Origin of the sequence: Streptomyces syringium (assembly GCF_017876625.1) — a bacterium.
GTDB classification, from domain to species: Bacteria; Actinomycetota; Actinomycetes; order Streptomycetales; family Streptomycetaceae; genus Streptomyces; species Streptomyces syringius.
Genome location: NZ_JAGIOH010000001.1, coordinates 2162638 through 2188464 on the forward strand (window position 1 = coordinate 2162638; position 25827 = coordinate 2188464).

Genomic DNA, 25827 nt, shown 5'->3' on the forward strand with positions numbered 1-25827 from the left:
CAACCGCGCGAAGGTTCGAGGCCCGACCTTAGTGACCTTCCCGCAGTCCGTTCAAACTCTGCTGCGAAAAATTCCGGCCGTCGACGCATCTTTTACGAAGATGACACAGTAGGTGACGGCCGCCCCACGCTCAGGTACGCGCAAGTCGCTTGAGCAGCAAGGCCGATGCGACCGGCCGCGCGCCCGCCTTCGCGACCCCGTCGGCCACCTCCCGGTCCGTGGAGACCACGACCACCGGCCGGCCCGGCGGCTCGGCACGCACCAGCTGCCGGATCAGCTCGTCCGCCGTCACCCCGGCCTTGCTGAACAGCACCCGCACCCCGCGCGGCGGCGCGAGCAGCACCGGTGCGGCCAGCTCGGCGCCGTCGAAGACGCACGTCATCTCCGCGCCCGTCTGCGCGGCCAGCATCGCGAGCCCGCCCAGCAGCCGCAGCCGCTGCTTGTCCAGCGGCATCGTCGGATAGCCGGTCTTGGTGACGTTGTAGCCGTCGACCACCAAGTGGGCCTGCGGCAGCGCCAGCAGCTGGTCCAGCAGCGCCGGATCGGTCTCCGACAGCGCGCGGTTGGCGATGTCCTTGGGCGTCATCCGGCCCGGCTCCACCGCGTCCACCGTGTCCGCCGGGCGCACCGACGCGGGCGGCAGGGCCAGCTCGCGCCGCAGGCCCTGCGCCGCGTCCAGGACGGTGTCGAGCAGCAGCCGCAGCCGCATGTCCTCCACGCTGCGCCCCTCGCGCACCGCACGGCGGCTCGCCTCCAGCGCCGACTCGGCCTCCGCCAGCCGCGCCTTGAGCCGCCGCGCCTCGCCCAAGGCAGCCGTCTTCTCGCCCGCGGCGGCCGCACGCACGGTCTCCAGCTCGGCCTGCGCCTTGCGCAGGGCCGCCTCGCCGCGCCGCACGTCGCTGACCGCGCTGCGCAGCTTGCGCTGCGCGGCCTCGGCCTCCTTGCGCACCGCGTCCAGCTCCGCGCGGGCCCGGTCGGACTCCGTACGGGCCTCGGCGCGCGCGGCGGCCAGCTCCTCGCGCAGCTGCCGCAATTCGCGCTGCGCCTCCTGGCCCGCCCGCTCGGCGCCGGCCCGCTGGGCCTCCTCGCCGGCCGCGGTGACCAGCTTGACCCAGCCGAGCGGCCGCAGCACATAGGCCATGGCCGCCACGTCCTCCGGGTCGGCGGCGGCCGGCGGGGACCCGGCGTCCAGCGCCTCGGCCAGCTCGGACCCGCCCTCGCGCAGCCGGGCGGAGATGCGCTGCCGGAAGACGGCGTCGTTCTCCACCGCGGCGGCCATGGCGTTGCCCGCGAACTTGGCCCGCCGGCTCGGCGTGAACCGGGCGTACTGCCGTAGCTGAGGAGGCAGTTCGGCGACCGTCAGCCCGCCGAACGCCTCCGCGACGAGCCCGACGACCCGTCGCCTGATCCCCTCGGGCAGCGGACGGTCGAGCACCTCGGCAACACCGTCGGCCCCGCCGGCGTCACCGGCCGCCTCGCCGCCTGTGTGCTCCACCACCGTTCAACGCTCCCGTTCTTCAGGCGCCCGCGCCCGGCCGGTCCACCAGCTCGATCTGGTCGACCGCGTTGCACCAACGGCAACGCACGGACTCGATGGTCTCACTGACCACCTCGCGCTCCTCCACGTTCGGCTCTCCCGCCAGGTCGAGGTGGACGTACTCGACGGCCCTGGTCGAACGGGTCACGTCGAACCGGGTGAGATTGCCGCACAGCGTGCAGCGCCACCGGGTCTCGGCTGTCGGCTGGGGAACACCCATCGTGTCGTCCGTCCTCGTCGTCTGCTGCCGCGGCCCCCGGGCGGGCCGCGTCGTCGAACCGCGGGAGTGTCTTCCCCGTAACCCTACGGCCTGCCGGTCTCGCGACGCGGTGCGCAGGCCCGCGCGGACGGCCCGGCGAGGCACTCTGGGCAGGTTGCGCACGGTACGCAATGATCTGACCATGATCGGAAAGGTAGTACGTCTCGGAAAGGCGGCATTCCCCGGCCCCCGTGACGGTGCCCGTGCGACCCGCGTGCCGACCCCCGTGATGACCTACACCCTCCTCGGCATCTGCTGCGTCGTCTTCCTCCTCGGCCCCGCCTCGGGCTTCAACGCCTCCTATGGCACCGGCGCCGAGCTGATCGCCGCGCAGACCACCTACTTCGGGCGCTGGGGCGTGGTGCCCGAGGAGCTGTGGCTCGGCCCGACCTCGGAGCTGTGCACGCCGTTCACCGCCCTCTTCGTGCACGGCAACTGGCTGCACCTGCTGGGGAACATGCTCTTCCTCTACGTCTTCGGCGCGATGACGGAGGAACGACTGGGCCGGATCCCCTTCGTCCTCTTCTATCTCGCCACGGGCTATCTGGCGCTGCTCGGCTACGCGGCCGTGCACGCCCACTCCGCCCAGACGCTCGTCGGCGCGTCCGGGGCGATCTCCGGGGTGCTCGGTGCGTTCCTCTATCTCTTCCCCAAGGCCCGTGTCACCAGCCTCTTCCCGTTCCTCTTCTTTCTGCCCCTGCGGTTTCCGGCGTGGGCAGTGCTGCTCTTCTGGTTCGCGCTGCAATGGCTCGCCGCGCGCACGGCGGGCGACCGCCCCGGAGTGGCCTACCTGGCCCACGTGATGGGCTTCTGCCTCGGCTTCGTCTGCGCGTGGGCCCGCTGCGGACCTGCGGATAGAGTGAAGGCCGCAGCCAGGTCCCGCGAGGAGTCGCCCGCTCCCGGGGGCGACCCCGGGACCCCCGATAGGAGCCAGCCGTGATCACTTCGATCGTGCTCATCAAGACCGACGTGGACCGGATCCCCGAGATCGCCGAGAAGATCGCCGCGTTGGAGGGCGTCAGCGAGGTCTATTCGGTCACCGGCGCGCACGACCTGATCGCCATGGTGCGGGTGGCCCGGCACGACGACCTCGCGGACGTCATCCCCGGCCGCATCAGCAAGGTCCCGGGCGTGGCCTCCACGGAGACGCACATCGCGTTCCGCACGTACTCCAGCCACGACCTGGAAGCGGCCTTCGCGATCGGCCTCGACTCGTAGTTCGTTTGTCCTCAATCGCCGGACAGGCTGAATGAGCCCGTCCGGCGATTGAGGACCGGGGCCCGGGGCGGAGCCCCGGTTACGCGGGAACGCAGCGCCCACCCTCCGTCCGGTAGGACCACCGCGCACCGTCCCGGACCAGTTCCCCCACCGCCGTCACGAAGCGCTCGACATGCTCGTCCGGCGTGCCCGCGCCGAAGCTGACGCGGAGGGCGTTGAGCTGCGGGCCCTCACCCGCGGCGCCGTCCGGCGCACCGCACTCCCCCGCCTCGCGGGAGTCGTCCCCCAGCAGCGTCCGCACCAGCGGGTGCGCGCAGAAGAGCCCGTCGCGGACCCCGATCCCGTACTCCGCGGAGAGCGCCGCGGCGAAGTGCGAGCTGTTCCAGCCCTCCACGACGAAGGAGATGACCCCCACGCGCGGGGCGTCGTCGCCGAACAGCGAGAGCACCTTGACCCCGGGCACCTCCGCGAGGCCCGCCCGTACCGTCTCGACGAGCCGCTGCTCGCGCGCGACGAGCCGCTCGAAACCGGCCTCCGTGAGCGCCTTGCAGGCCGCAGCGATGGCGTACACCCCGATGACGTTGGGCGAGCCCGCCTCGTGCCGGGCCGCGGTGTCGTGCCACTCGACGTCCACCCCGCCCCCGTCGCGCCGCGCGACCTTGCGGCTCGCTCCGCCGCCCGCCAGATACGGCTCGCCGGCCTGGAGCCAGTCCGCGCGCCCGGCCAGTACACCGGCGCCGAAGGGCGCGTACAGCTTGTGCCCGGAGAAGGCGACCCAGTCGACGTCCAGCTCCGCGACGTCCACCGGGTGGTGCGGGGCCAGCTGCGCGGCGTCCAGCACGATCCGGGCGCCGTGCGCGTGCGCGGCGGCGGCCAGCTCCCGCACGGGCCACAGCTCACCCGTCACATTGGACGCACCGGTCACACAGACCAGGGCCGGACCGTACGGCTCGCGTGCGGCGAGGGCCTCCTCCAGCGTCCGGACCGCCTGGCCCGGGGTGCGCGGCGCGTCGAGATAGGTGACGTCGACGTCCTCACGCCGCTCCCACGGCAGCAGCGAGGCGTGGTGCTCGGTCTCGAAGACGAAGACCCGGGTGCCGGCCGGAACGACGGCCGCGAGCAGGTTCAGCGAGTCGGTGGTGGAGCGGGTGAAGACGACCTGGTCGGTGGGGCGGCAGCCGAGGAAGGCAGCCACGTCCGCCCGGCTGCTCTCGAACAGGTCGGTCGACAGCTGCGAGAGGTAACCGGCCCCGCGGTGCACGCTCCCGTAGTAGGGCGCGTACGCGGCGACGTCGTCCCACACCCGCCGCAGCGCCGGGGCGCTGGCCGCGTAGTCGAGCGCCGCGTACGGCACCTCGCCCCCGGTGACGAGCGGCACCCGCACGTCGTGGCCGAGGACCGGCAGGGGCGCGTCGGCGGGGGCCTCGATGGTGGCGGTGTCGGTGGCGGCCGTGGCGGCAACAGGGCATGCGGACATGGCGAATTCTCCTGCAGACAGGGGGGATTGCGGATACGCACACGGGAAGGCGTCACCGGCGTGCGGGAAACCGAACTCCAGCGCGCGCCAAGGCGCGCGGAGTTCACGGGAAACGGGCCGTAGGCCCTATCGCATTCGCTGCATCACGGAAGAAGCTCCCTCGACGACCAGGATCCCTGGCGAGGGATCCGCGCTTGCCGCAGACCTCTTGTCTGCGACCCGGTCATCACCCGGGGCACCCCGCCACGGAAGGAGGGTTGCCGGACAGCGGGCCGGGGCCTATGTCGCTGTCACTCGTGACCTGGCGAAGAGTATGGCACAGCCGATCTTCGCGCGGTATGGGCGTCCGGATGGCGGAACCTGCGGGCTGGTTGTGGCCGAGCTCGGCCACAACCAGCCCGTCCGGCGATTGAGGACGCGCCCGCAGGGCGCCCGTCGCCGCAGGCGGCAAGACGGCCCACCGCCGACGACGCGCGCCGGCCAGGCTAACCGTTGCTGGCCAGGACCCACCGCTCCAGCGCCCGCTTCGCCGCGCCCGAGTCGATCGACTCCGCCGCCTTCGCGAGGCCCGCCGTGATCTGCTCGGCCAGCGGGGCGCCGGTCGGCTCCAGGGCAACCAGCGCCGCCGCCGAGTTGAGCAGCACCGCGTCCCGTACGGGGCCGGTCTCGCCGTCCAGCAGCCGCCGGGCGACATCGGCGTTGTACGAGGCGTCCGCGCCCCGCAGTGCCTCCACGGGCACCAGGTCGATCCCCACGTCCCGCGGGTCGAAGGCCTCGCGGCGCACCTCGCCGCCCCCGACGATCCACACCTGGGAGGTCGCGGTGGTGGTCAGCTCGTCCAGCCCGTCGTCGCCGCGGAAGACGAGCGCGGAGGCGCCGCGCTCGGCGAGGACGCCGGCCAGGATGGGCGCCATCCGGGCGTCGGCGACGCCGGTCGCCTGGGCCTTGACCCGCGCGGGGTTGGTCAGCGGGCCGAGCACGTTGAACGTGGTGCGGATGCCCAACTCGCGGCGGGCGGGCGCCACATGGCGCAGGGCGGGGTGGAACTTCACCGCGAAGCAGAAGGTGATGCCGGCTTCCTCGGCCACCTCCACCACCCGGCGCGGGGTGAGGTCCAGATTGACGCCCAGCTTCTCCAGCACGTCCGAGGCGCCGCTCGCGGAGGAGGCGGCGCGGTTGCCGTGCTTGACGACCTTCGCGCCGGTGCCGGCCACGACGATCGCGGACATGGTGGAGATGTTGACGGTCTTGGCGCCGTCGCCGCCCGTGCCGACGATGTCCACGCTCGGGCCGGGCACCTCGATGAGGTTGGCGTGCGCGTACATGGTCCGTACGAGACCGGAGATCTCGGCGACCGTCTCGCCCTTGGCGCGCAGCGCCACCGCGAAGCCCGCGATCTGGGCGTCGGTCGCCTCACCGCGCATGATCCGGTCCATGGCCCAGGCGGTGTCGTCCGCGCTCAGGTCCACACCGGCGAGGAGGGCGTCGAGCACACCCGGCCAGGTGCGGGCCGTCGCGCTGTCGCCGCCTGCCGGGGTCACAACGTTCATGGTCCACGCTCCTGGTGGTCGAATCCGTGATGCCGCGGTGTTCGCGGTGTTCGCGGGTCCAGCCTATCCAGGAGCGGGGACGGCGAAGAGCCCCGTCCAGCGCATGGACGGGGCTCTTGCCGTGGCGATCAGTGATCGGTCGGACGGGGATCAGTGGTGGCCGTGGCCGCTGGTGATCTCCTGGTACTCCTCCGCGGTGGCCTTGGGGATGTGCGTCCCCTCGCCGTAGAAGCCCTTCGAGAGCTTCACGCGGAGCTTCTCCGTGGCGCTCAGCTTGCGCTTCACGCCGTTCTCGTCGACCTCGGGGCCGAGCTCGAGCGGCTTGGGCTGCTCGTGCGCGGTGAGGGTGTGCAGGGCCTCCTGCGACAGCGGCTCGTGGACCTCGACGAACTCACCGTGCGGCAGGCGCTTGATGATGCCGGACTCGCGTCCGTGCAGCACCTTGTCCCGGTCGCGGCGCTGGAGACCCATGCAGATCCGGCGCGTGGCGATGAAGGTCAGTACCGGCACCACGAAGAAGCCGACCCGGACGAACCAGGTGATGGCGTTGATCGAGAGGTGGAAGTGGGTGGCCCACAGGTCGTTTCCACCACCGATCAGCAGCACGAAGTACACGCTGATCCAGGCGGCACCGAACGCGGTGCGCGTCGGGGCGTTGCGCGGGCGGTCCAGCAGGTGGTGCTCCCGCTTGTCGCCGGTCACCCAGGACTCGATGAACGGGTAGACCGCGATGGCCAGGAGGACCAGCGGGAAGATCACCAGCGGGATGAAGACGCCCAGGACCAGGGTGTGGCCCCAGAGGTTGATCTCCCAGCCCGGCATGACACGGATCAGGCCCTCGGAGAAGCCCATGTACCAGTCGGGCTGCGCGCCGGTGGACACCTGGTCCGGCCGGTACGGGCCGATCGCCCAGATCGGGTTGATCGTCGCGATCGCGGAGACCGCCGCGATCACACCGAAGACCAGGAAGAAGAAGCCTCCGGCCTTGGCCATGTAGACCGGCAGCAGCGGCATGCCGACCACGTTCTTGTTCGTCCGGCCGGGGCCGGGGAACTGGGTGTGCTTGTGGAAGAACACCAGGATCAGGTGCGCCACCAGCAGACCGAGCATGATGCCCGGCAGCAGCAGAACGTGGATGGAGAAGAACCGCGGCACGAAGTCCGAGCCGGGGAACTCGCCGCCGAACAGGAAGAACGAGATGTACGTACCGACGATCGGCACGGACAGGATCGCGCCCTCCATGAAGCGGACGCCGGTGCCCGAGAGCAGGTCGTCCGGCAGGGAGTAGCCGGTGAAGCCGGTGAACATGCCCAGCACGAACAGCAGGAAGCCGAACAGCCAGTTGACCTCACGCGGCTTGCGGAAGGCACCCGTGAAGAAGACGCGCATCATGTGCACGAACATCGCCGCGAGGAAGATCAGCGCACCCCAGTGGTGGATCTGCCGGATCAGCAGACCGCCACGGACGTCGAAGCTGATGTTGAGCGTCGACTGGAACGCCTCCGACATCCGCATGCCCTGCATGGGGACGTACGAGCCGTGGTAGACGACCTCGTTCATGCTCGGGTGGAAGAACAGCGTCAGATACACACCCGTGAGGATGATGATGATGAAGCTGTAGAGCGCGACCTCACCCAGCATGAAGGACCAGTGGTCCGGGAAGATCTTGCGCATGTTGGCCTTGGCCAGGCCGTAGATGCCCAGTCGGCCGTCCGCCCAGTCGGCCATCCGCTCACCGGCGGGCGCCTTGCGCTGGTTGTCAGCTGTTGAAGTACTCATCCGCGCTCCCAGTAGGCAGGACCGACGGGCTCGGCGAAGTCGCCCATGGCCTCAAGGTAGCCCTTGTCATTGACCTTGATCCGCAGCTGCGGAAGCGCGTGACCGGCCGGGCCGAAGATCACTCGTCCGCCGTCGGCGAGGTCGAAGGTCGACTGGTGGCACGGGCAGAGCACGTGGTGCGTCTGCTGCTCGTACAGGCTGATCGGGCAGCCGACGTGCGTGCAGATCTTGGAGAACGCGACGATGCCGTCGGCCGACCAGTCGAGTTCCTGCTTGTCCTTGATGTTCTCCGGACGGAGCCGGACGATCATCAGGGACGCCTTGGCGATCTCCTTCTGGAAGTCGTGGTCCTCCTCCTTCATGCCCTCGGGCATGGCGAAGGTGAGGGACCCGACCTGGATGTCCTCGGGGCGCAGCGGCTGATTCGTGTTCTGGTTGATCAGCATCTTGCCCGCGGACCAGGCGGTCTTGCGGAGCTTGGTGCCCGGCAGCGGACCGAGGTCGCGCAGCAGCACCACACCGGAGAGCGGCACCAGGGCCAGCGCGCCGAACATGGTGTTGCGGATCAGCTTGCGCCGGCCGAAGGTCGACTCCTCCGCGCCCTGCTTGAAGTCGGCCAGGACCTTGGCCTTGACCTCGGGCTCGGCGGCGATGGGGTGCCGCTCGTCGGCGTGCTCGACGTCGGACATCAGGGTGCGGGCCCAGTGGACCGCGCCCGCGCCGATGCAGAACAGCGCCACACCGAGGGTCATGCCCAGCGCGAAGTTCAGCGCGCTGATGTGACCGAGCGGGAAGATGTAGACGATCTTGTCGACCGGCAGGGTCACGTACGAGGCGATGAAGCCGACGGTCGCCAGCATCGACAGGACGAACAGGAACGCGACCACGCGCTCGGAGCGCTTGGCGGCCCGCTCGTCGATGTCCTGGATGCGGTGCTCGTGCGGCGGCAGGCCGGGGTCGGCGAACGGGTCGCCCGCGACGGCTACGGCGGTGGCGTGCGCGTCGCCCTGCGTGCTCGGCAGGTTCTCTTCTGGAATGTCTTGGCTACTCATGACTTCTTGGCCTTAGCGGTGTGGGCCGCGACCCAGATGGCGACGGCGATCATCGCACCCAGACCGAAGATCCACGCGAACAGACCCTCACTGACCGGGCCGAGCCCACCCAGTTCGAGGCCGCCCGGGCTCTCCGACTTGCTGCTGTTGACCGTGTCGAGGTACGCGATGATGTCCTTCTTGTTCTTCTCCGTCATCGTGGTGTCGGGGAAGGAAGGCATGTTCTGCGGGCCGGTCTGCATGGCCTCGTAGATGTGCTTCGGGTCGACATCGTCGAGCGGCGGGGCGTACTTGCCGTTCGAGAGAGCGCCACCCTTGCCGGTGAAGTTGTGGCACTGGGCGCAGTTCGTACGGAAGAGCTCCCCACCCTTGGCGATGTCCGCGCCGTCCGGGCTGTACTGGCTCTTGGACGGAACCGAGGGGCCGGCGCCGAGCGAGGCGATGTACGCGGCGAGCTGGTCGATCTCGGCCTGCGAGTAGATCGCCTTCTTCTTGGGCGCCTGGGCGCCCTGCTGCTGCAGCGGCATGCGGCCGGTGGCGACCTGGAAGTCGACGGCCGCGGCACCCACGCCGACCAGGCTCGGGCCGTCGGTGGTGCCCTGACCGCCGGTGCCGTGGCAGCTTGCGCAGCCCACGGAGTAGAGCTTCTTGCCCTCCTCGATGGCAAGGGACTGGGCGGTGTCATCGGCCTTGGCCGTGTCCGCGGGCGCGAACGCGGCGTACAGCCCCCCAGTTACCGCCAGCGCGAAGAGTAGGACGACGACCGCCGCCAGCGGATGGCGTCGTCGTGCGGAGAGCTTTTTCACGGATTACCCCGGTGTCAGGATCTTCTGCGTCGATGCTGGACTGTTGGTCCGGTGCGGGACCGATTACTTGATCAAGTAGATCGTGGCGAAGAGCCCGATCCAGACCACGTCGACGAAGTGCCAGTAGTAGGACACGACGATGGCCGCCGTCGCCTGGTGGTGGGTGAACCTCTTGGCCGCGTACGTCCTGCCCAGGACCAGCAGGAAGGCGATGAGACCGCCCGTCACATGCAGGCCGTGGAAGCCGGTCGTCAGGTAGAAGGCCGAGCCGTACGGGTCGGAGGAGAGCGAGAGCCCGTCCTTCTTGACCAGTTCGGTGTACTCGAAGACCTGGCCGCCGATGAAGATGGCACCCATCACGAAGGTGACCACGAACCATGTGCGCAACTTCTTCACGTCGCCGCGCTCGGCCGCAAAGACACCGAGCTGGCAGGTGAGGGAGGAGAGCACCAGGATCGTGGTGTTGGTCGCCGAGAACGGAAGGTTCAGGCTGTCCGCCATTTCCTTCCAATGGTCGGCGCCCATCACCGATCGCAGGGTGAAGTACATCGCGAAGAGGGCCGCGAAGAACATCAGCTCGGAACTCAGCCAGATGATGGTTCCGACGCTGGTGAGGTTCGGTCGGTTGACCGAGGGGTGCGCGTGCCCGGTATCTACTGCTGTTGCTGTCGCCACGACCGACATTATGTCGGTCCCTTATCTCGCGCTCACTCCGGGGGGTGCCGTTCGGTGTGTCAAGAGCGTATGCCCTGCTCGTACGGCCCATTGCGAGCGTCCCCCAAAGGGGGGAAGCAGACGTTCCGCAGGGCTCCGCGAGCCCCGTCGCGACCGGTGCTGACGGCACGTCCGGCCGATCTTCCCCGATGCCGACCCCTCCTCCGGCGCGGCGCTCGCGGAGTAGCATCCGCCAGGTGGCGCCCGTCCCCGGGAATCCGCCCGCACGCTTGTCCGCACTTCTGTTCACGAGCCTGTTCATGAGCCTGGAGGAACGATGCAGCCGACTGCCACGGTGCTGGTCTACAGCGACGACGCGGGCACCCGGGAGCAGGTGCGGCTGGCCGCGGGACGGCGTCCCGCGGCCGATGTGCCGCCGGTGGAGTACGTGGAGTGCGCGACCCTGCCCGCCGTCCTGAAGACCCTGGACGAGCGGCACATCGACGTGTGCGTGCTGGACGGCGAGACGGCCCCCGCCGGCGGCATGGGCGTCTGCCGGCAGCTCAAGGACGAGGTCTTCCGCTGCCCGCCCGTGCTGCTGCTCATCGGGCGCCCGCAGGACGCCTGGCTGGCCACCTGGAGCCGGGCGGAGGCGGTGGTGACGCACCCGGTGGACCCGGTGGCGTTCGCCGACGCCCTGGCCGGGCTGCTGCGCGCCGAACCGGCGGTGCAGGAGGCCCGGGGCTGAGGGCACGCCCGCAGGCCCCGGCGGGCCCAGCGGGGCCCGCCGCCGCCTGCGCCCTCGGTCACACCCTCGGTCGCAGGCGGGCCGCATCGGCGGGGCTGCTCCCGTCCTGCTTCCCGGCCACGAGGGCACTGCCCTTGCGCCATGTCTCCCAGGGCATGTTCCAGTCGCCGAAGCCGTTGTCGAACGGCGTCATCGTCTCCCCCGTGCTGCCGATGACCTTCACGATGTCGCCGACCTTGACGGTGTCGAAGAACCACTTGGCGTTGTCGGTGCTCATCCCCGTGCAGCCGTGGCTGACGTTGTCCGCCCCCTGCGATCCCACGGACCAGGGGGCGGCGTGCACGTACTCGCCGCTCCAGGTGACCCGGGTGGCCCAGTGGACCGGCAGGTCGTAGGAGTCCGAACTGCCCTCCGCGATGCCGATGCTGGTGCCGCGCATCCGTACGAAGGATTCCCGGCCGAGGATCACCTTGACCCCGTTGCGGGTGGCGAAGCCGGGCTTGCCGGTGGTCACCGGGATGGACCGGATCTGCTGGCCGTTGCGCAGCACGGTCATGTAGTGCGCGCTCGCGTCCGTGACGGCCTCGATGCGGTCGCCGGTGGTGATCCTCAGGGGCGTGGAGGGGCCGCCGTAGAGACCGGCGCCCACCTTGATGCCGTTCAGGCCGGAGCGCACGTCGATGGTGGCGTGGGCGGGCCAGTACTCGCGCGGACGGTAGTGCAGCGTCCGGTTGTCCACCCAGTGCCAGGCGCCCTCGACGGCGGGGGTGGAGTCGACGCGCAGGGTGCGTTCGATGACGGCCCGCGCGGCGGGGTCCGGGGCGGGGGCGCTGAGCTCGGCGGTGATGGGCTGTCCGACGCCGTAGGTGCCCTTCTGCGGGCCGAAGGTGACGCGCAGCAGCCGGTCGGCCGCGCTGGTGTCGAAACCGAGCGTCCGGCGCCCCTGGGCCCCCTCCTCGTCCTCCACGCTGACGCGCACGGTGTAGTGCGCGCCGGCGGACAGCGCGCCGGTGCTGTGCCAGCTGGACCCGTCGGCTGCCAGCTCGCCCTTGACGTACCGCCCGGCGGCGTCCGTCGCGGTGACGTCGGTGATCTTGTCACCGTGCTCGGCCCGTACCTCCAGCGGCTTGCTCGGGTCGGCCGGCTTGCCTTCCCGGGCACTGGTGAGGGACACGTTCCGGGTGGCGTCGTAGGGCTTGGCGGCCAGGGGGTTGGACGAGCCGCCGCACGCGGCGGCCCCCAGCGCCACGGGAATCGCCAGCATGGCGCAGGCGAGCGCCGTGCGGCGTCGAGGTGAGTGGCTCATGGTCACCACGGTAGGGAGGAACGCCAGGCGGGGCTCGCGGGGTGACTCCGAACGGGTGCAAACGCGATCGGGCCCCGCACACCGAGGTGTGCGGGGCCCGATCGCCGACGTGCGGTGAACCTACTGGTTCTGGTCCGCGCCGCGGTAGAACTCGAACACCCAGCCGAAGAGACCGATCATGATGATCGGCGCTCCGAAGTACATCAGCCACCAGCCGAAGATGACGCCCAGGAAGGCGATCGCGCCACCGACGGCCAGGGACAGCGGCTGCCAGCTGTGCGGGGCGAAGAAGCCCAGCTCACCGGCGTCGTCCGCGACGTCCGCGTCCTTGTCGTCCTGGGCACCGGTGTCCACCCGGCGCGCGGTGAACGCCAGGTAGTAGCCGATCATGATGCTCAGGCCGAAGGCCATGAACAGCGCCGTGGTACCGACCGGCTCCTTCGACCACACGCCGTAGACGGCCGCCATGGCGAGGATGAAGACGGCGAGCCAGATGAACATCCGTCCTTGGATCTTCACTTGCCGGCCTCCTTGCCACCCGCGAGGGCCTTGTCATCCGCGGAGAGGTTCTCTTCGAGCTCGAGAGCCGCGATCTCCGGGTGGTGCAGGTCGAACGCCGGGGATTCGGACCGGATCCGCGGCAGGGTGAGGAAGTTGTGCCGCGGCGGCGGGCAGGACGTCGCCCACTCCAGCGAACGGCCGTAGCCCCACGGGTCGTCGACCTCCACCTTCTTGCCGTACTTCGCGGTCTTCCACACGTTGTACATGAAGGGCAGCATCGACAGACCGAGCAGGAACGAGCTGATCGTCGAGATGGTGTTCAGCAGGGTGAAGCCGTCGGCCGCGAGGTAGTCCGCGTAGCGACGCGGCATGCCCTCGGCACCCAGCCAGTGCTGCACCAGGAACGTGCCGTGGAAGCCCACGAACAGCGTCCAGAAGGTGATCTTGCCCAGGCGCTCGTCCAGCATCTTGCCCGTGAACTTCGGCCACCAGAAGTGGAAGCCGGAGAACATCGCGAACACCACGGTGCCGAAGATGACGTAGTGGAAGTGCGCGACCACGAAGTACGAGTCGGAGACGTGGAAGTCCATCGGGGGCGAGGCCAGGATGACGCCGGTCAGACCACCGAAGGTGAAGGTGATCAGGAAGCCGACGGCCCACAGCATCGGGGTCTCGAAGGACAGCGAGCCCTTCCACATGGTGCCGATCCAGTTGAAGAACTTCACACCGGTCGGGACCGCGATCAGGAAGGTCATGAAGGAGAAGAAGGGCAACAGCACACCACCGGTGACGTACATGTGGTGCGCCCACACCGTCACCGACAGACCGGCGATCGAAATCGTCGCGGCGATCAGACCGATGTAGCCGAACATCGGCTTACGGGAGAAGACCGGGATGACCTCGGAAATGATGCCGAAGAACGGCAGCGCGATGATGTACACCTCTGGGTGTCCGAAGAACCAGAAGAGGTGCTGCCAGAGCAGTCCGCCACCGTTGGCCGGGTTGAAGATCTGCGCACCGAATTTACGGTCCGCCTCCAGGGCGAACAGCGCGGCGGCGAGCACCGGGAAGGCCAGCAGGACCAGGACACCGGTCAGCAGGACGTTCCACGTGAAGATCGGCATGCGGAACATCGTCATGCCGGGCGCGCGCATGCAGATGATCGTGGTGATGAAGTTGACCGAACCGAGGATCGTGCCGAAGCCGGAGAAGGCCAGACCCATGATCCACATATCGGCGCCGACACCCGGCGAACGGACCGCGTCCGACAGCGGGGTGTAGGCGAACCAGCCGAAGTCGGCGGCACCCTGCGGGGTGAGGAAGCCGGCCACCGCGATCAGCGAGCCGAAGAGGTAGAGCCAGTAGGCGAACATGTTCAGCCGCGGGAACGCCACATCGGGCGCGCCGATCTGCAGCGGCATGATCCAGTTCGCGAATCCGGCGAACAGCGGCGTCGCGAACATCAGCAGCATGATCGTGCCGTGCATCGTGAACGCCTGGTTGAACTGCTCGTTCGACATGATCTGCGTGCCGGGACGGGCGAGTTCGGCGCGCATGAGGAGCGCCATCACGCCGCCGATGCAGAAGAACGCGAACGACGTGACCAGGTACAGCGTGCCGATCGTCTTGTGGTCAGTGGTGGTGAGCCACTTGATCACATTACTGCCGGGCTGCTTCTGGCGTACGGGCGGTGCTGCCGTGGCTGTCGCGGCGGCGGCACCCTGGGGTTCGTTGAGGATGCTCACTTGTTCTTGGTCTCCGCGTTCTTCGCGTGAGGGGTCTGCGCGATGCCCGCCGGCTGGTAGCCGGTCTGGCCCTTTGCCGCCAGCTCCTTCAGGTGCGCCCGGTAACGCTCAGGAGAGACGACCTTGACGTTGAAGAGCATCCGGGAGTGGTCCTGGCCGCAGAGCTCGGCGCACTTGCCCATGAAGGTGCCCTCCTTGTTCGGAGTCACCGTGAAGCTGTTGGTGTGCGCCGGGAAGACGTCCTGCTTCATCAGGAAGGGCACCACCCAGAAGGAGTGGATGACATCCCGCGAGGTCAGGATGAACTGGACCGTCTCACCCTTGGGCAGCCACAGCGTGGGGCCCGGGTTGTTGTTCTGCGGGTTCCGGTCACCGGGGACACCGACGTCGTAGACGCCCTCGGCGCCGGCCGGTGCCTTCTTCAGGAACCGGTCGGGGATCGCGTCCAGCTCCTTGTTCTCGCGGAGCGGCTTGGCCGGGGTGGCGGCGTTGCCGTCGACGTTCTCCATGTAGTTGAACGCCCAGCTCCACTGGAAACCGACCACGTTGATGACGTGCTGCGGCTTCTCGGGGTTGGTCAGGAGCTTGTTCTCATCGCGCGCGGTGAAATAGAAGAGCACCGAGACGATGATGATCGGGACCACGGTGTACAGCGCCTCGATGGGCATGTTGTACCGGGTCTGCGGAGGGACCTGCACCTTGCTCCGGCTGCGCCGGTGGAAGATGACGCTCCAGATGATCAGGCCCCACACCAGAACGCCGACCGCGAGGGCGGCGGCCCAAGAGCCTTGCCACAGGGAGAGGATCCGCGGCGCCTCTTCCGTGACGGGAGTGGGCATTCCGAGGCGGGGGAAGTCCTTCGATGTGCAACCGGTGGCGGTCGCAAGGACAGCGCCCGCGGCCAGCGCCTGCAGCAGCTTCCGCCGCACCGGGCGCCGCGACGAGCGGTCGGAGCCGTTGGGACTCACGTAGCGCCTTCCCGAGAGTCTCGCCCGTGCGGCCGGCTGCGGCCGTCTCGGGTCGGTCGCCGGCCCGCTGCGGGCAGGGGTTTGGATGTTTATGCGGACCAAACCCTACTGGACGCTATTTGGGGTCGCGCGGGGAGGGTGCCCAACGCGCCGGGTCACTCCCCGAAGGGATGGAATCTGGGGCTCCGTGGGCCATCTGGAGGACCGTCAGACGGCCGCGACCTGCGGCTGCGTCACCGACGGAGCGGATGCCGGAGGCCGTGCGGGGGTGGCGGGTGTGGCGGGCGCGCGAGACCCACCGCAGGCCCGGTGACCGCCACCCCGGCCCCCCGTCCCATCGGCCGCGGACGGGGCCGGCGCGCATTCCGCACACGTGTGCACGGGTGACACCACGGGAAGAGGCTCCCCCGGCGGGGGCTGCCGCTTCCTCGCCGCAGCGCGGCTTCCGCCGCGCCGCGCGTTAGCGTTCCTCACGTGCCCTACTTCGACACCGCGTCCGCCGCCCCCCTGCACCCCGTCGCCCGTCAGGCGCTGCTCGCCGCCCTCGACGAGGGCTGGGCCGACCCGGCGCGGCTCTACCGGGAGGGCCGCCGGGCCCGGCTGTTGCTGGACGCCGCGCGCGAGGCCGCGGCGGAGGCCGTCGGTTGCCGGCCCGACGAGCTCGTCTTCACCCCATCGGGTACCCGCGCCCTGCACGACGGGATCGCCGGGGCGCTCGCGGGCCGCCGGCGCGTGGGCCGCCATCTGGCGGTGTCCGCCGTCGAGCACTCCGCCGTGCTGCAGAGCGCGGCGGAGCTCCAGGCGGCGGGCGGCGCGGTCACCGAGGTCCCGGTGGACCGTACGGGCCGGGTCGAGCCCGGGACGTTCGCGGCGGCGCTGCGCCCGGACACCGCGCTGGCCGCGCTGCAGTCGGCCAACCACGAGGTGGGCACGGAGCAGCCGGTGGCCGAGGTGGCCGAGGCCTGCCGGGCGGCGGGGGTGCCGCTGCTCGTGGACGCCGCCCAGTCGCTCGGCTGGGGTCCGGTCACCGGCGGCTGGTCCCTGCTGACGGCGAGCGCGCACAAGTGGGGCGGGCCGTCGGGGGTGGGCCTGCTGGCCGTGCGCAAGGGCGTGCGGTTCGCCGCGCGGGGGCCGGCGGACGAGCGGGAGTCGGGCCGGGCGCCCGGCTTCCCGAACCTGCCCGCGATCATCGCGGCGGCCGCGTCACTGCGGGCCGTACGGCAGGAGGCGGCGGCCGAAGGGGCCCGGCTGCGGGCTCTGGTGGACCGGATCCGGGAGCGGGTGCCACAGCTCGTACCGGACGTCGAGGTCGTCGGCGACCCGGAGCGGCGACTGCCGCATCTGGTCACCTTCTCGTGTCTGTATGTCGACGGTGAGACCCTGCTGCACGCCCTGGACCGGGCCGGCTTCTCCGTCTCCTCCGGCTCCTCCTGCACCTCCAGCACGCTGGCCCCGAGCCATGTGCTGCGGGCGATGGGGGCGCTGTCGGAGGGCAACATCCGGGTGTCGCTGCCGACGGGCACGACCGAGGAGGACGTCGAGGGTTTCCTGGAGGTGCTGCCCCGGGTGGTGTCGTCCGTGCGGGAACAGCTGGGTGCGCCCACGGGGGCCCCGGCCGCGGCCGGCGGTACCCCGGAGCTGGTCCTGGACGCGCTCGGCAAGCGGTGCCCGATCCCGGTGATCGAGCTGGCGAAGGTCATCGGCGAGGTGCCGACGGGCGGCCTGGTCACGGTGCTGTCCGACGACGAGGCGGCCCGGCTGGACATCCCGGCGTGGTGCGCGATGCGGGACCAGGAGTACGTGGGCGAGCGCCCGGCGGAGCGGGGCGCGGCGTACGTGGTGCGGCGTCGCGTCTAGGGCGCAGCCGGACGGGCTGCATTGCAGCCCGTCCGGCGTTTGAGGACCGGGGTCCGGGGCGGAGCCCCGGGTTACGCCAGGTGAGCCTTGACCTCGGCGGCCGCGTCCTCGCCGTACGCCTTGGCGAAGCGGTCCATGAAGTGGCCGCGGCGCAGCTCGTACTCCTGGGTGCCGAGGGTCTCGATGACGAGCGTCGCGAGCATGCAGCCCAGCTGCGCGGCGCGCTCGACGGAGAGCTCCCAGGTCAGGCCCGCGAGGAAGCCCGCGCGGAAGGCGTCGCCGACGCCCGTCGGGTCGACCTTGGCCTCTTCCTGGGCGCAGCCGACCTCGATGGCGGGCTCGCCGGTGCGCTCGATGCGGACGCCGCGCGCGCCGAGGGTGGTGACGCGGGTGCCGACCTTGGCGAGGACCTCGGCGTCCGTCCAGCCCGTCTTGGACTCGATCAGGGCCTTCTCGTACTCGTTGGTGAACAGGTACGTGGCGCCCTCGATCAGCAGGCGGATGTCGTCGCCCTCCAGGCGGGCGAGCTGCTGGGAGGGGTCGGCCGCGAAGGGGATGGCACGGGTGCGGCACTCCTCGGTGTGGCGCAGCATCGCCTCGGGGTCGTCCGCGCCGATCAGGACGAGGTCGAGCCCGCCGACCCGCTCGGCGACCGGGTGCAGCTCGATCTGGCGGGCCTCGCTCATCGCGCCGGTGTAGAACGACGCGATCTGGTTGTGGTCGGTGTCCGTCGTGCAGACGAAGCGGGCCGTGTGCAGGACCTCGGAGATCCGCACCGACGCGGTGTCGACGCCGTGCCGGTCGAGCCACGCGCGGTATTCGGCGAAGTCCTGGCCGGCGGCGCCGACCAGCACCGGGCGCAGACCGAGCACGCCCATGCCGAAGCAGATGTTGGGGCCGACGCCGCCCCGGCGGACGTCGAGCTCGTCGACGAGGAAGGACAGCGAAACGGTGTGCAGCTGGTCCGCCACGAGCTGATCGGCGAAGCGGCCGGGGAAAGTCATCAGGTGGTCGGTGGCGATGGAGCCGGTGACTGCGATACGCACGGCTGGTCTGCTCCCTGCGGGGCGAGGTGACATAAGGAGAAAAACAAGAAGAGCCACACCACGCTACCGGGTCCGGATACCGTCGCCGTGCTCGTTTCAAGCCACTGAGCGGCCAAAATTACCAAATAGTAGGCCTTTCTCCGTGTGCCGTACGGTGCTTACGGTGCGGGTATGCCGAACCCTGTGAAGGACGTCACTCTCACTTCCGCGAACGATCCCGAGTCGCTGGCGGAGCTGCGCGGCTGTTGCGCGGCGATGGCACCGCACTGGACGAGCAGCACCCCGGCCCCCGCGTCCGCGCCCGTACCGCCGTCGCGCATCCACGGCGTCGCGGTGCCCGTCGCCTCCGCACGGCTGATCGACGGCATGTCGGACTACGGCGACTGACGGCTCCCGGGGCCGCCCGGAAGGCTTCGTGGAACCGCTCGCTCCTGTGTTCCGTCCAAGCGGCGTCCCCCTCACGGGGGATGGCGCAGTACACACATTGAGCGGAGCGAAGGAGCGATGTGGTGAGCACCGAAGGCGGCACCCCCGACAGCAAGCGCCGGCGGAAGCATTCGCCGTTGGCGGTCGTATCGGTGGCGGCGGCGGTGCTGCTGGCCGGTGGCGGCGGCGCGTACTGGGCCACCACCGCGGCCGACGGCAAGGACGCGAGCCCGCCCGGCACACCCGGTGAGAACGGCGCCCCGGCGCCGCTCGCCCTGGACGGCTACGGCCGGGCGGGCGGGGGCAGCGGCCCCACCCGGGGCATCGCGGTGGGCGAGCCCGACCCGAACGGCGTCCGGTACCGGGCCGAGGGGAAGCTGCCCGACGGGCCGCGGACCGCCGCCGTCCATCTGCCGGGGCGCGAGGTCGGCCGGAGCGAGGTGGCGGCCCTGGCGAAGGTGCTGAAGGTGTCGGGCACACCCCGGCTGGAGAAGGACGTGTGGCAGGTGGGCGGCACGCCGGACGCGGCCGGGCCGACCCTTCAGGTGCAGCGGACGGGGCCGGGCAACTGGTCGTTCTCGCGGTACGGCATCCCGGGCGGCAAGCCCTGTGTGCCGCCGTCGGGCGGAGGGCCGGAGAAGACGATGGAGCTGTCCGGCGCCGACCCCTCGGGGACGACGGCGTCGAAGCCGTGCCCGTCCTTCCGGGACGGCGGTTCCCCTTCGCCCTCGGACGGCGCCGAGGGGCCCGTGTCGGAGGACAAGGCCAAGCAGGCGGCCGCTCCCGTGCTCAAGGAGCTCGGCCAGGACGACGCCAAGATCGACGCGAGCGGGCTCTTCGGGGCCGTGCGGACCGTCACGGCGGAGCCGGTGCTCGGCGGTGTGCCCACCTACGGCTGGCAGACCAGTCTGAAGGTCGGCGCCGACGCGCAGCTGGTGGGCGGCAGCGGAGCGCTCCAGATGCCGAAGAAGGGCGCCACGTACCCGCTGATCACGGCCGCGGAGGCGCTCAAGGAGCTGAACAAGGGCGGCGGCACCGGCCGGGTCGTCATCGGCGGCTGCGCGTCGGCGGTCCCGCACGGCAAGGACGGGGCGGACGGGCAGGACGGGGAGAGCGGCGACAAGGCCGTGCAGCCGACCCCGCCGTGCCCGGAGACGGACCCCGGGGCGACGAAGCAGCGGGAGCCCGCGCTGGTGCGCGGCGCCTCGTTCGCGCTGGCCACGCACTCGGTGGGCGGGCGGCAGGCGCTGGTGCCGTCGTGGCTCTTCCAGGTCCAGCAGCCCGGCACCGACAAGGCGGACAAGAAGGGCACGATCACGATCGCCCAGCCGGCGGTGGACCCGAAGTTCATCGCCAAGCCGGCGCCGGCCCCGACGGCCCGACCGGAAAGCCGTCGTCCGTCCCGCCGAAGTCCGGACCGCTGCCGGTGGAGTCCTACACCGTGGACGGCGACAAGCTCACCCTGCGCTTCTGGGGCGGGGTGTGCAGTGACTTCTCCGCCTCCGCCGAGGAGTCCTCGGACGAGGTGGAGGTGAAGATCACGGGCACGGAGAAGGAGCCCGGCAAGGTCTGCGTGATGATGGCGAAGTCGTTCGAAAAGACGGTGACGCTGGAGGAGCCGCTGGAGGACCGGAAGGTCGTGGACGCCAAGAGCGGCGAGCGCGTGGCGGAGAAGCAGGCGAAGTAGCTCCGGACCCGTACGTACGAAGGCGGCGCCCCCGCGATGGGGGCGCCGCCTTCGTACGTACGGCTGGGGACCGGGGTGCCCGGCCCGGCCCGACTAGCTGAACGAGTCGCCGCAGGCGCAGGAGCCCGTGGCGTTCGGGTTGTCGATCGTGAAGCCCTGCTTCTCGATGGTGTCGACGAAGTCGATGGAGGCGCCGCCCAGGTACGGGGCGCTCATCCGGTCGGTGACGACCTTGACGCCGTCGAAGTCCTTGACCACGTCACCGTCGAGCGAGCGCTCGTCGAAGAAGAGCTGGTAACGCAGGCCGGAGCAGCCACCGGGCTGAACGGCGACGCGCAGCGCGAGGTCCTCGCGGCCTTCCTGCTCGAGCAGGCCCTTGACCTTGGCGGCGGCGGCGTCGGACAGGAGGATGCCGTCGCTCACAGTGGTCTTCTCGTCCTGAACGGACATCTGCTTCACTCCCGGGTTCGGTGCGGACTGCTTGCCGTCGGCTGCAACCGGCGAGGCCGCGGATTCATTCCGGGCCTGGACTTCTGACTTCCGTCTTTCATGCTCGCACACAGCCCGCCGGATCGGGAATGCGTCACATCGACGCGATCGTCATCGTCAAACTGACGTGAAGCAGTTATGATAGATAGCGTCAACTTGACGACAAGGCCGGATCGGCCGTCCGCAGAACAGAAAGGGTGCGTGTCGTGACCACCGCCCAACCCTTGGATGTCCAGGCTCCTTCTCTTTCGCCCCTCGCCCTCCTGCTGCTCGGCCGTGAGTCCGACCCCCGCAGCGAGCGCGGTGTGGAGTGCCCCGGCGATCTGCCGGCGGCGTCCGACCCGGACCTGGTGGAGCGCGCCCGCGCGGCCAAGGCGAAGCTCGGCAACAAGGTCTTCGTGCTCGGCCACCACTACCAGCGCGACGAGGTCATCGAGTTCGCGGATGTGACCGGGGACTCCTTCAAGCTCGCGCGCGACGCGGCCGCCCGGCCCGACGCCGAGTACATCGTCTTCTGCGGTGTGCACTTCATGGCCGAGTCCGCGGACATCCTGACCACGGAGGACCAGCAGGTCGTCCTGCCGGACCTGGCCGCGGGCTGCTCGATGGCCGACATGGCCACCGCCGAACAGGTCGCCGAGTGCTGGGACGTCCTCACCGAGGCCGGCATAGCCGACGTGACCGTCCCGGTCTCGTACATGAACTCCTCGGCCGACATCAAGGCCTTCACCGGCAAGCACGGCGGCACGATCTGCACCTCCTCCAACGCCGAGCGGGCGCTGAACTGGGCCTTCGAGCAGGGTGAGAAGATCCTCTTCCTCCCCGACCAGCACCTGGGCCGCAACACCGCCGTCCGCGACATGGGCATGTCCCTGGACGACTGCGTGCTGTACAACCCGCACAAGCCGAACGGCGGCCTGACCGTCGAGGAGCTGCGCGCGGCGAAGATGATCCTGTGGCGCGGCCACTGCTCCGTGCACGGCCGTTTCTCGCTGGACTCGGTCAACGACGTGCGCGAGCGCATCCCGGGCGTCAACGTGCTGGTGCACCCCGAGTGCCGGCACGAGGTCGTGGCGGCGGCGGACTACGTCGGCTCGACGGAGTACATCATCAAGACCCTGGAGGCCGCCCCGGCCGGGTCGAAGTGGGCCATCGGCACCGAGCTCAACCTGGTCCGCCGGCTCGCGAACCGTTTCGCCGACCAGGGCAAGGAGATCGTCTTCCTCGACAAGACGGTCTGCTTCTGCTCGACCATGAACCGCATCGACCTGCCGCACCTGGTGTGGGCGCTGGAGTCGCTGGCGGACGGCAAGGTCGTGAACCGGATCGAGGTCGACCCCGAGGTCGCGAGCTTCTCCAAGCTGGCCCTGGAGCGGATGCTGGCGCTTCCGTAGCGGTTGCCGTCCTCGGGGGCCGGACGGGCTCGAAGCCCGTCCGGCCCCCGAGGGCACGGCTCAGTCCCCTCGCGGCCGCACCAGCCCCGTCTCGTACGCGATCACGACCAGCTGCGCCCGGTCACGGGCGCCGAGCTTGGCCATCGCACGGTTGACATGGGTCTTGACGGTCAGCGGGCTGACCGTCAGCCGCTCGCCGATCTCGTCGTTGGACAGCCCGCCCGCCACCTGGACCAGGACCTCGCGCTCCCGCCCGGTGAGGACGTCGAGCCGCACGGTGGAACCGGCCGGGCCGTCGTACTCCCCGCCCTGCGCCAGGAACTTCGCGATCAGCCCCTTCGTCGCGGCGGGTGACAGCAGCGCCTCCCCCGCCGCCGCGATCCTGATCGCCGCCAGCAGCTCCTCCGGCTCCGCGCCCTTGCCGAGGAACCCCGAGGCGCCCGCGCGCAGCGACCGCACCACGTACTCGTCGACCTCGAACGTCGTCAGCATCACCACCCGCACCTCCGCGAGAGCGCGGTCGGAGCAGATCGCGCGGGTCGCGGCGAGGCCGTCGGTGCCGGGCATCCGGATGTCCATCAGGACCACGTCGGGGGCCTGGGAACGGGCGAGTTCGAGCGCCTGCGCCCCGTCCGCGGCCTCCCCCACCACCTCCATGTCCGGCTCCGAGTCCACCAGCACCCGGAACGCGCTGCGCAGCAGTGCCTGGTCGTCGGCGAGCAGGACTCGGATGGGGCGTACGGGCCGGTCGCCGCTGGGCACAGTCATGCGCCCAGCCTACGCAGCGTCGTGCCCGTCAGATGCCGGGGCTCCGGGCGGAGTTGGGGGTCAGCCGCGCAGCGGCAGCGCCTGGCCCGCCACCACCAGCAGGACGTGCTCGCACTCGGCGGCCACCGCGGTGTTCAGCCGGCCGAGCTCGTCGCGGAAGCGACGGCCGGAAGCGGTGGCCGGGACGACGCCCGAGCCGACCTCGTTGCTCACCAGGACGACCGTGCGGGGGGTGGCCCGGACGGCCGCGGCCAGCTCCGCGACGCGCTTGGCCAGGGCCCGCGCGCCGCCGTTCGCCCAGACGGCGTCGTCCCAGGCCTCCACGGAGTCCATCGCGCCGGTCAGCCACAGCCCGAGGCAGTCGATCAGCAGGGCCGGGCCGTCCTCCGCCAGCAGCGGCACCAGGTCGCAGGTCTCGGCCGTGCGCCAGGAGCCCGGCCGGCGTTCGCGGTGCAGGGCGATCCGTGCCGCCCACTCCCGGTCGCCCTCGCGGGTGCCGCCCGTGGCGACGTAGACCACGTCCGGGAACCCCTCCAGCCGCCGCTCGGCCTCCACCGACTTGCCCGATCGGGCCCCGCCCAGCACCAGCGTCCGCCGGGGCAGATCCGGCACCGCGTGGTAGTCGCCGACCACGAGCGTCGTGCCGTCCGGCACGGTCCGCGCCCCGAGCGCCGCCAGCCTGCGGTGCAGCTCACGGCCCGGCGGCACGTCGTGGTCGAGGTGGACGGCGAGCACGTCCGTCGTCGCGCCGACCGCCCCCGTCTCCCGCAGCCGGGCCAGGGCGTCCGGCCGGCCGAGGACGTCGAGCAGCACCATGTCGTACGGGCCCGGGGAGCCCAGCGGCGCGAGCCCCGCCGGGGAGGCCCCCGGCGGCAGATAGAGCAGCCGCTCGCCCTCCGGGCCCGTCACCTCGTATCCGGTGCCCGGCGCGTCCAGGGCCATCGCCCGGACCCGGTGCCCGCTGATCACCGCCAGCTCACGGCCGTCCGGCACCCGCCCCGGCGCGGGCAGCCCGGCCGGGAACTCCACGGCGGGCCCGTCGTGCGGATGCGAGAGCAGCACCTGCCGCACCCCGGCGATCGACCGCCCCGCCCGGGCGGCGGCGAAGGCGGGCCCCGGGGTGAGGTCCAGGAGCAGCGCCCCGTCGACGAGGAGCGCGGTCGCGGCCCGCGCCTCGTCGCCGACGGCGGTGGCGCAGGACGCGCAGGGGCAGCCGGGGCGCGGCAGCCCGTCGGGGGCTCCGGTGCCGAGCAGAGTCAGTTCCACAGGTCGATCGTCTCGCGTCCCCGCGCGACGGGCGCGCGGGGCTCACCCTTTCACGTCCTTTACGGACCGTTAGGCTGCGTTGCACAGCACGTGGCACTTGAGGAACGCAGGCAGAACTCAGGAGGCGGACATGGTGTGGTCGTGGCGGTTCGAGAAGGCCGACGGGACGGAGACGTCACCCGCGGTGGAGCCGGAGGAGTTCACCACGCAAGGGGACGCGGAGTCCTGGATCGGCGAGGTCTGGAAGGAACTGCTCGACGGCGGCGCGGAGCGGGTGACGCTCTTCGAGGACGACACGGAGATCTACGTGATGAGCCTGCGCGCGGCCGCGGACGCCTGACCGGCTCGCGCCGGAGCGGGGGCGCCCGCACCTCCGCTGCGCGGCGGTGTCCTCAATCGCCGGACGGGCTGGTTTTGGCCGAGCTCAGCCGCCAAGCCCGTCCGGCGCTTGAGGACAAGGCACAGCAGCCCGTCCGGCGCTTGAGGACAAGGCACAGCAGCCCGTCCGGCGCTTTGCTAACCCCGGACACCACACAGGTGCAAGAGCGCAGCGACCCGGCGGTACGGGTCGGTGCGCCCGGCACGGTCCTCCGCGGCCAGGACGCGCTCCAGCTCCTCGGCCGGGGGCGGCTGGCAATCGTCCGGCGCCTGGTCGGTGAAGACACGCACGCCGTACCAGGCATGCAGGGGTGCGCCGATCCCGGCGAGGGTCGCCGTCAGGGTCTCCAGCCGGTCCGCCCGCGCGCGCAGGCCGATCCGGTTGGTGTAGGCGGGCGAGTCGAAGGCCGCCAGGGCGCCCTCCCAGTCCCCGCTCAGCCCCGGCCGCAGCGCGAGCGCGTCCGCGTTGCGGACGACCAGCGAGAGCAGGCCGTCCGGCGCGAGCACCCGGGCGAGGCCGGCGAGCATGGGGTCCGGCTCCGGTACGTACATCAGGACGCCGTGGCAGAGCACGATGTCGAAGGCGCCCGGGAGGAAGTGCGCGCCGGTGTCCCGGCCGTCGCCCTCTATGAGCCGCACCCGCTCGCGGATGCCCTCGGGCTCGGCGGCCAGCGCCTCGCGGACCGCGGCCACCATGCGCGGGTCGGACTCCAGGCCCGTGACCTCATGGCCGGCGCGGGCCAGCCGCAGTGCCTGCGTGCCCTGGCCGAGGCCCACGTCGAGCACGCGCAGCCGTCGGCCGACCGGGAAACGCGCGGCTATCTGCTCGTCCAGCTGGCGGGCCACCAGCTCCTGGCGGACGGTGTTCCGTAACCCGCCGAGACCGCTCAGCCAGCCCTGCGCACCGCCGCCGAAG

At 70.8% G+C, this 25827-nt stretch carries 26 protein-coding genes and 1 riboswitch; of the genes, 9 read left to right on the forward strand and 17 right to left on the reverse strand.

Annotated features, from left to right (window positions below):
• Nucleotides 1-130 precede the first annotated feature (130 nt).
• Nucleotides 131-1498 (reverse strand): NYN domain-containing protein, encoded by a 1368-nt coding sequence (locus JO379_RS09520; RefSeq protein ID WP_130877374.1) that lies wholly within the window; start codon nucleotides 1496-1498, stop codon nucleotides 131-133.
• Nucleotides 1499-1517: 19 nt separating this feature from the next.
• On the reverse strand, nucleotides 1518-1757 hold the full coding sequence (locus JO379_RS09525) for a hypothetical protein (protein WP_130877375.1): 240 nt from the start codon (nucleotides 1755-1757) through the stop codon (nucleotides 1518-1520).
• Nucleotides 1758-1938: 181 nt separating this feature from the next.
• Between JO379_RS09525 and JO379_RS09530 the strand changes: the two genes are divergently transcribed.
• Nucleotides 1939-2736: a rhomboid family intramembrane serine protease gene (locus JO379_RS09530; protein WP_130877376.1), complete on the forward strand. Its 798-nt coding sequence runs from the start codon at nucleotides 1939-1941 to the stop codon at nucleotides 2734-2736.
• Nucleotides 2733-3014: an Lrp/AsnC family transcriptional regulator gene (locus JO379_RS09535; RefSeq protein WP_130877377.1), complete on the forward strand. Its 282-nt coding sequence runs from the start codon at nucleotides 2733-2735 to the stop codon at nucleotides 3012-3014. Before JO379_RS09530 ends, JO379_RS09535 begins: the two co-directional genes overlap by 4 nt.
• 79 nt (nucleotides 3015-3093) lie before the next feature.
• Here JO379_RS09535 and JO379_RS09540 read toward each other — a convergent pair whose 3' ends face one another.
• From JO379_RS09540 to ctaE, 6 genes are all read right to left on the reverse strand, one after another.
• Nucleotides 3094-4491 carry an aminotransferase class V-fold PLP-dependent enzyme gene (locus JO379_RS09540; protein WP_209514587.1) on the reverse strand — a complete coding sequence of 466 codons (1398 nt, stop codon included), beginning with the start codon at nucleotides 4489-4491 and terminating at the stop codon, nucleotides 3094-3096.
• A 185-nt stretch (nucleotides 4492-4676) separates the two neighbouring features.
• A riboswitch (SAM riboswitch) is annotated at nucleotides 4677-4793 on the reverse strand.
• Nucleotides 4794-4976: 183 nt separating this feature from the next.
• A complete protein-coding gene (gene trpD / locus JO379_RS09545; RefSeq protein ID WP_209514589.1) occupies nucleotides 4977-6041 on the reverse strand; it encodes an anthranilate phosphoribosyltransferase in 1065 nt (354 codons plus the stop codon).
• A gap of 150 nt (nucleotides 6042-6191) precedes the next feature.
• On the reverse strand, nucleotides 6192-7820 hold the full coding sequence (gene qcrB, locus JO379_RS09550) for a cytochrome bc1 complex cytochrome b subunit (RefSeq protein ID WP_130877380.1): 1629 nt from the start codon (nucleotides 7818-7820) through the stop codon (nucleotides 6192-6194).
• A complete protein-coding gene (gene qcrA / locus JO379_RS09555) occupies nucleotides 7817-8872 on the reverse strand; it encodes a cytochrome bc1 complex Rieske iron-sulfur subunit (protein ID WP_130877381.1) in 1056 nt (351 codons plus the stop codon). The genes qcrB and qcrA overlap by 4 nt, the downstream gene beginning before the upstream one ends.
• Nucleotides 8869-9678, reverse strand: coding sequence for a cytochrome bc1 complex diheme cytochrome c subunit (qcrC, locus tag JO379_RS09560; RefSeq protein ID WP_130877382.1), 810 nt, complete (start codon nucleotides 9676-9678; stop codon nucleotides 8869-8871). Before qcrC ends, qcrA begins: the two co-directional genes overlap by 4 nt.
• 63 nt (nucleotides 9679-9741) lie before the next feature.
• A complete protein-coding gene (ctaE, locus tag JO379_RS09565) occupies nucleotides 9742-10362 on the reverse strand; it encodes an aa3-type cytochrome oxidase subunit III (RefSeq protein WP_130877383.1) in 621 nt (206 codons plus the stop codon).
• Between the two features lie 307 nt (nucleotides 10363-10669).
• Here ctaE and JO379_RS09570 point away from each other — a divergent pair, with 307 nt between their 5' ends.
• Nucleotides 10670-11080 (forward strand): DNA-binding transcriptional response regulator, encoded by a 411-nt coding sequence (locus tag JO379_RS09570; RefSeq protein WP_130877384.1) that lies wholly within the window; start codon nucleotides 10670-10672, stop codon nucleotides 11078-11080.
• Between the two features lie 58 nt (nucleotides 11081-11138).
• Here the strand turns inward: JO379_RS09570 and JO379_RS09575 are convergent, their stop codons facing one another.
• The 4 genes from JO379_RS09575 to ctaC form a co-directional block, all read right to left on the reverse strand.
• The gene (locus JO379_RS09575; protein WP_209514590.1) at nucleotides 11139-12386 is read right to left on the reverse strand and encodes a L,D-transpeptidase; all 1248 of its coding nucleotides are present in this window, start codon (nucleotides 12384-12386) and stop codon (nucleotides 11139-11141) included.
• Between the two features lie 120 nt (nucleotides 12387-12506).
• Nucleotides 12507-12905: a cytochrome c oxidase subunit 4 gene (locus tag JO379_RS09580; RefSeq protein WP_130877386.1), complete on the reverse strand. Its 399-nt coding sequence runs from the start codon at nucleotides 12903-12905 to the stop codon at nucleotides 12507-12509.
• On the reverse strand, nucleotides 12902-14632 hold the full coding sequence (gene ctaD / locus JO379_RS09585) for an aa3-type cytochrome oxidase subunit I (protein WP_130877387.1): 1731 nt from the start codon (nucleotides 14630-14632) through the stop codon (nucleotides 12902-12904). Before ctaD ends, JO379_RS09580 begins: the two co-directional genes overlap by 4 nt.
• Nucleotides 14629-15600 (reverse strand): aa3-type cytochrome oxidase subunit II, encoded by a 972-nt coding sequence (ctaC, locus tag JO379_RS09590; protein WP_130877388.1) that lies wholly within the window; start codon nucleotides 15598-15600, stop codon nucleotides 14629-14631. Before ctaC ends, ctaD begins: the two co-directional genes overlap by 4 nt.
• A gap of 474 nt (nucleotides 15601-16074) precedes the next feature.
• Between ctaC and JO379_RS09595 the strand changes: the two genes are divergently transcribed.
• Nucleotides 16075-17457 (forward strand): cysteine desulfurase/sulfurtransferase TusA family protein, encoded by a 1383-nt coding sequence (locus JO379_RS09595; RefSeq protein ID WP_130877389.1) that lies wholly within the window; start codon nucleotides 16075-16077, stop codon nucleotides 17455-17457.
• 71 nt (nucleotides 17458-17528) lie between these two features.
• Here JO379_RS09595 and JO379_RS09600 read toward each other — a convergent pair whose 3' ends face one another.
• Nucleotides 17529-18503 carry a carbohydrate kinase family protein gene (locus tag JO379_RS09600; RefSeq protein ID WP_130877390.1) on the reverse strand — a complete coding sequence of 325 codons (975 nt, stop codon included), beginning with the start codon at nucleotides 18501-18503 and terminating at the stop codon, nucleotides 17529-17531.
• Nucleotides 18504-18674: 171 nt separating this feature from the next.
• Between JO379_RS09600 and JO379_RS09605 the strand changes: the two genes are divergently transcribed.
• The 3 genes from JO379_RS09605 (at nucleotide 18675) to JO379_RS33880 (ending at nucleotide 20616) form a co-directional block, all read left to right on the forward strand.
• On the forward strand, nucleotides 18675-18890 hold the full coding sequence (locus JO379_RS09605) for a hypothetical protein (protein WP_130877391.1): 216 nt from the start codon (nucleotides 18675-18677) through the stop codon (nucleotides 18888-18890).
• A 122-nt stretch (nucleotides 18891-19012) separates the two neighbouring features.
• On the forward strand, nucleotides 19013-20464 hold the full coding sequence (locus JO379_RS09610) for a hypothetical protein (protein ID WP_307841934.1): 1452 nt from the start codon (nucleotides 19013-19015) through the stop codon (nucleotides 20462-20464).
• Nucleotides 20455-20616 (forward strand): hypothetical protein, encoded by a 162-nt coding sequence (locus JO379_RS33880; RefSeq protein ID WP_307841935.1) that lies wholly within the window; start codon nucleotides 20455-20457, stop codon nucleotides 20614-20616. The genes JO379_RS09610 and JO379_RS33880 overlap by 10 nt, the downstream gene beginning before the upstream one ends.
• A gap of 93 nt (nucleotides 20617-20709) precedes the next feature.
• On the opposite strand, the gene JO379_RS09615 is transcribed toward JO379_RS33880, so the two are convergent.
• Nucleotides 20710-21066 (reverse strand): HesB/IscA family protein, encoded by a 357-nt coding sequence (locus JO379_RS09615; RefSeq protein ID WP_130877393.1) that lies wholly within the window; start codon nucleotides 21064-21066, stop codon nucleotides 20710-20712.
• 245 nt (nucleotides 21067-21311) lie between these two features.
• Here JO379_RS09615 and nadA point away from each other — a divergent pair, with 245 nt between their 5' ends.
• Nucleotides 21312-22499, forward strand: coding sequence for a quinolinate synthase NadA (nadA, locus tag JO379_RS09620; RefSeq protein ID WP_130877394.1), 1188 nt, complete (start codon nucleotides 21312-21314; stop codon nucleotides 22497-22499).
• A 60-nt stretch (nucleotides 22500-22559) separates the two neighbouring features.
• Here the strand turns inward: nadA and JO379_RS09625 are convergent, their stop codons facing one another.
• Nucleotides 22560-23267 (reverse strand): response regulator transcription factor, encoded by a 708-nt coding sequence (locus JO379_RS09625; protein ID WP_130877395.1) that lies wholly within the window; start codon nucleotides 23265-23267, stop codon nucleotides 22560-22562.
• A gap of 60 nt (nucleotides 23268-23327) precedes the next feature.
• Nucleotides 23328-24533 (reverse strand): bifunctional adenosylcobinamide kinase/adenosylcobinamide-phosphate guanylyltransferase, encoded by a 1206-nt coding sequence (locus tag JO379_RS09630; protein WP_209514591.1) that lies wholly within the window; start codon nucleotides 24531-24533, stop codon nucleotides 23328-23330.
• A gap of 130 nt (nucleotides 24534-24663) precedes the next feature.
• Here JO379_RS09630 and JO379_RS09635 point away from each other — a divergent pair, with 130 nt between their 5' ends.
• Nucleotides 24664-24873: a glycosyltransferase family 25 protein gene (locus JO379_RS09635; protein ID WP_130877396.1), complete on the forward strand. Its 210-nt coding sequence runs from the start codon at nucleotides 24664-24666 to the stop codon at nucleotides 24871-24873.
• 176 nt (nucleotides 24874-25049) lie between these two features.
• Here JO379_RS09635 and JO379_RS09640 read toward each other — a convergent pair whose 3' ends face one another.
• Nucleotides 25050-25802: a class I SAM-dependent methyltransferase gene (locus JO379_RS09640; protein WP_130877835.1), complete on the reverse strand. Its 753-nt coding sequence runs from the start codon at nucleotides 25800-25802 to the stop codon at nucleotides 25050-25052.
• Nucleotides 25803-25827 lie beyond the last annotated feature (25 nt).

What these genes read in the sequence shown, in the direction of transcription:
- JO379_RS09530 (WP_130877376.1), top strand. Translation starts at nt 1,939, where the DNA reads ATGATCGGAAAGGTAGTACGTCTCGGAAAGGCGGCATTCCCCGGCCCC.
- JO379_RS09625 (WP_130877395.1), bottom strand. Translation starts at nt 23,267, where the DNA reads ATGACTGTGCCCAGCGGCGACCGGCCCGTACGCCCCATCCGAGTCCTG.
- trpD (WP_209514589.1), bottom strand. Translation starts at nt 6,041, where the DNA reads ATGAACGTTGTGACCCCGGCAGGCGGCGACAGCGCGACGGCCCGCACC.
- JO379_RS09635 (WP_130877396.1), top strand. Translation starts at nt 24,664, where the DNA reads ATGGTGTGGTCGTGGCGGTTCGAGAAGGCCGACGGGACGGAGACGTCA.
- JO379_RS09615 (WP_130877393.1), bottom strand. Translation starts at nt 21,066, where the DNA reads ATGTCCGTTCAGGACGAGAAGACCACTGTGAGCGACGGCATCCTCCTG.
- ctaE (WP_130877383.1), bottom strand. Translation starts at nt 10,362, where the DNA reads ATGTCGGTCGTGGCGACAGCAACAGCAGTAGATACCGGGCACGCGCAC.
- JO379_RS09525 (WP_130877375.1), bottom strand. Translation starts at nt 1,757, where the DNA reads ATGGGTGTTCCCCAGCCGACAGCCGAGACCCGGTGGCGCTGCACGCTG.
- JO379_RS09570 (WP_130877384.1), top strand. Translation starts at nt 10,670, where the DNA reads ATGCAGCCGACTGCCACGGTGCTGGTCTACAGCGACGACGCGGGCACC.
- qcrA (WP_130877381.1), bottom strand. Translation starts at nt 8,872, where the DNA reads ATGAGTAGCCAAGACATTCCAGAAGAGAACCTGCCGAGCACGCAGGGC.
- JO379_RS09575 (WP_209514590.1), bottom strand. Translation starts at nt 12,386, where the DNA reads ATGAGCCACTCACCTCGACGCCGCACGGCGCTCGCCTGCGCCATGCTG.
- JO379_RS09605 (WP_130877391.1), top strand. Translation starts at nt 18,675, where the DNA reads ATGCCGAACCCTGTGAAGGACGTCACTCTCACTTCCGCGAACGATCCC.
- qcrB (WP_130877380.1), bottom strand. Translation starts at nt 7,820, where the DNA reads ATGAGTACTTCAACAGCTGACAACCAGCGCAAGGCGCCCGCCGGTGAG.
- JO379_RS09540 (WP_209514587.1), bottom strand. Translation starts at nt 4,491, where the DNA reads ATGTCCGCATGCCCTGTTGCCGCCACGGCCGCCACCGACACCGCCACC.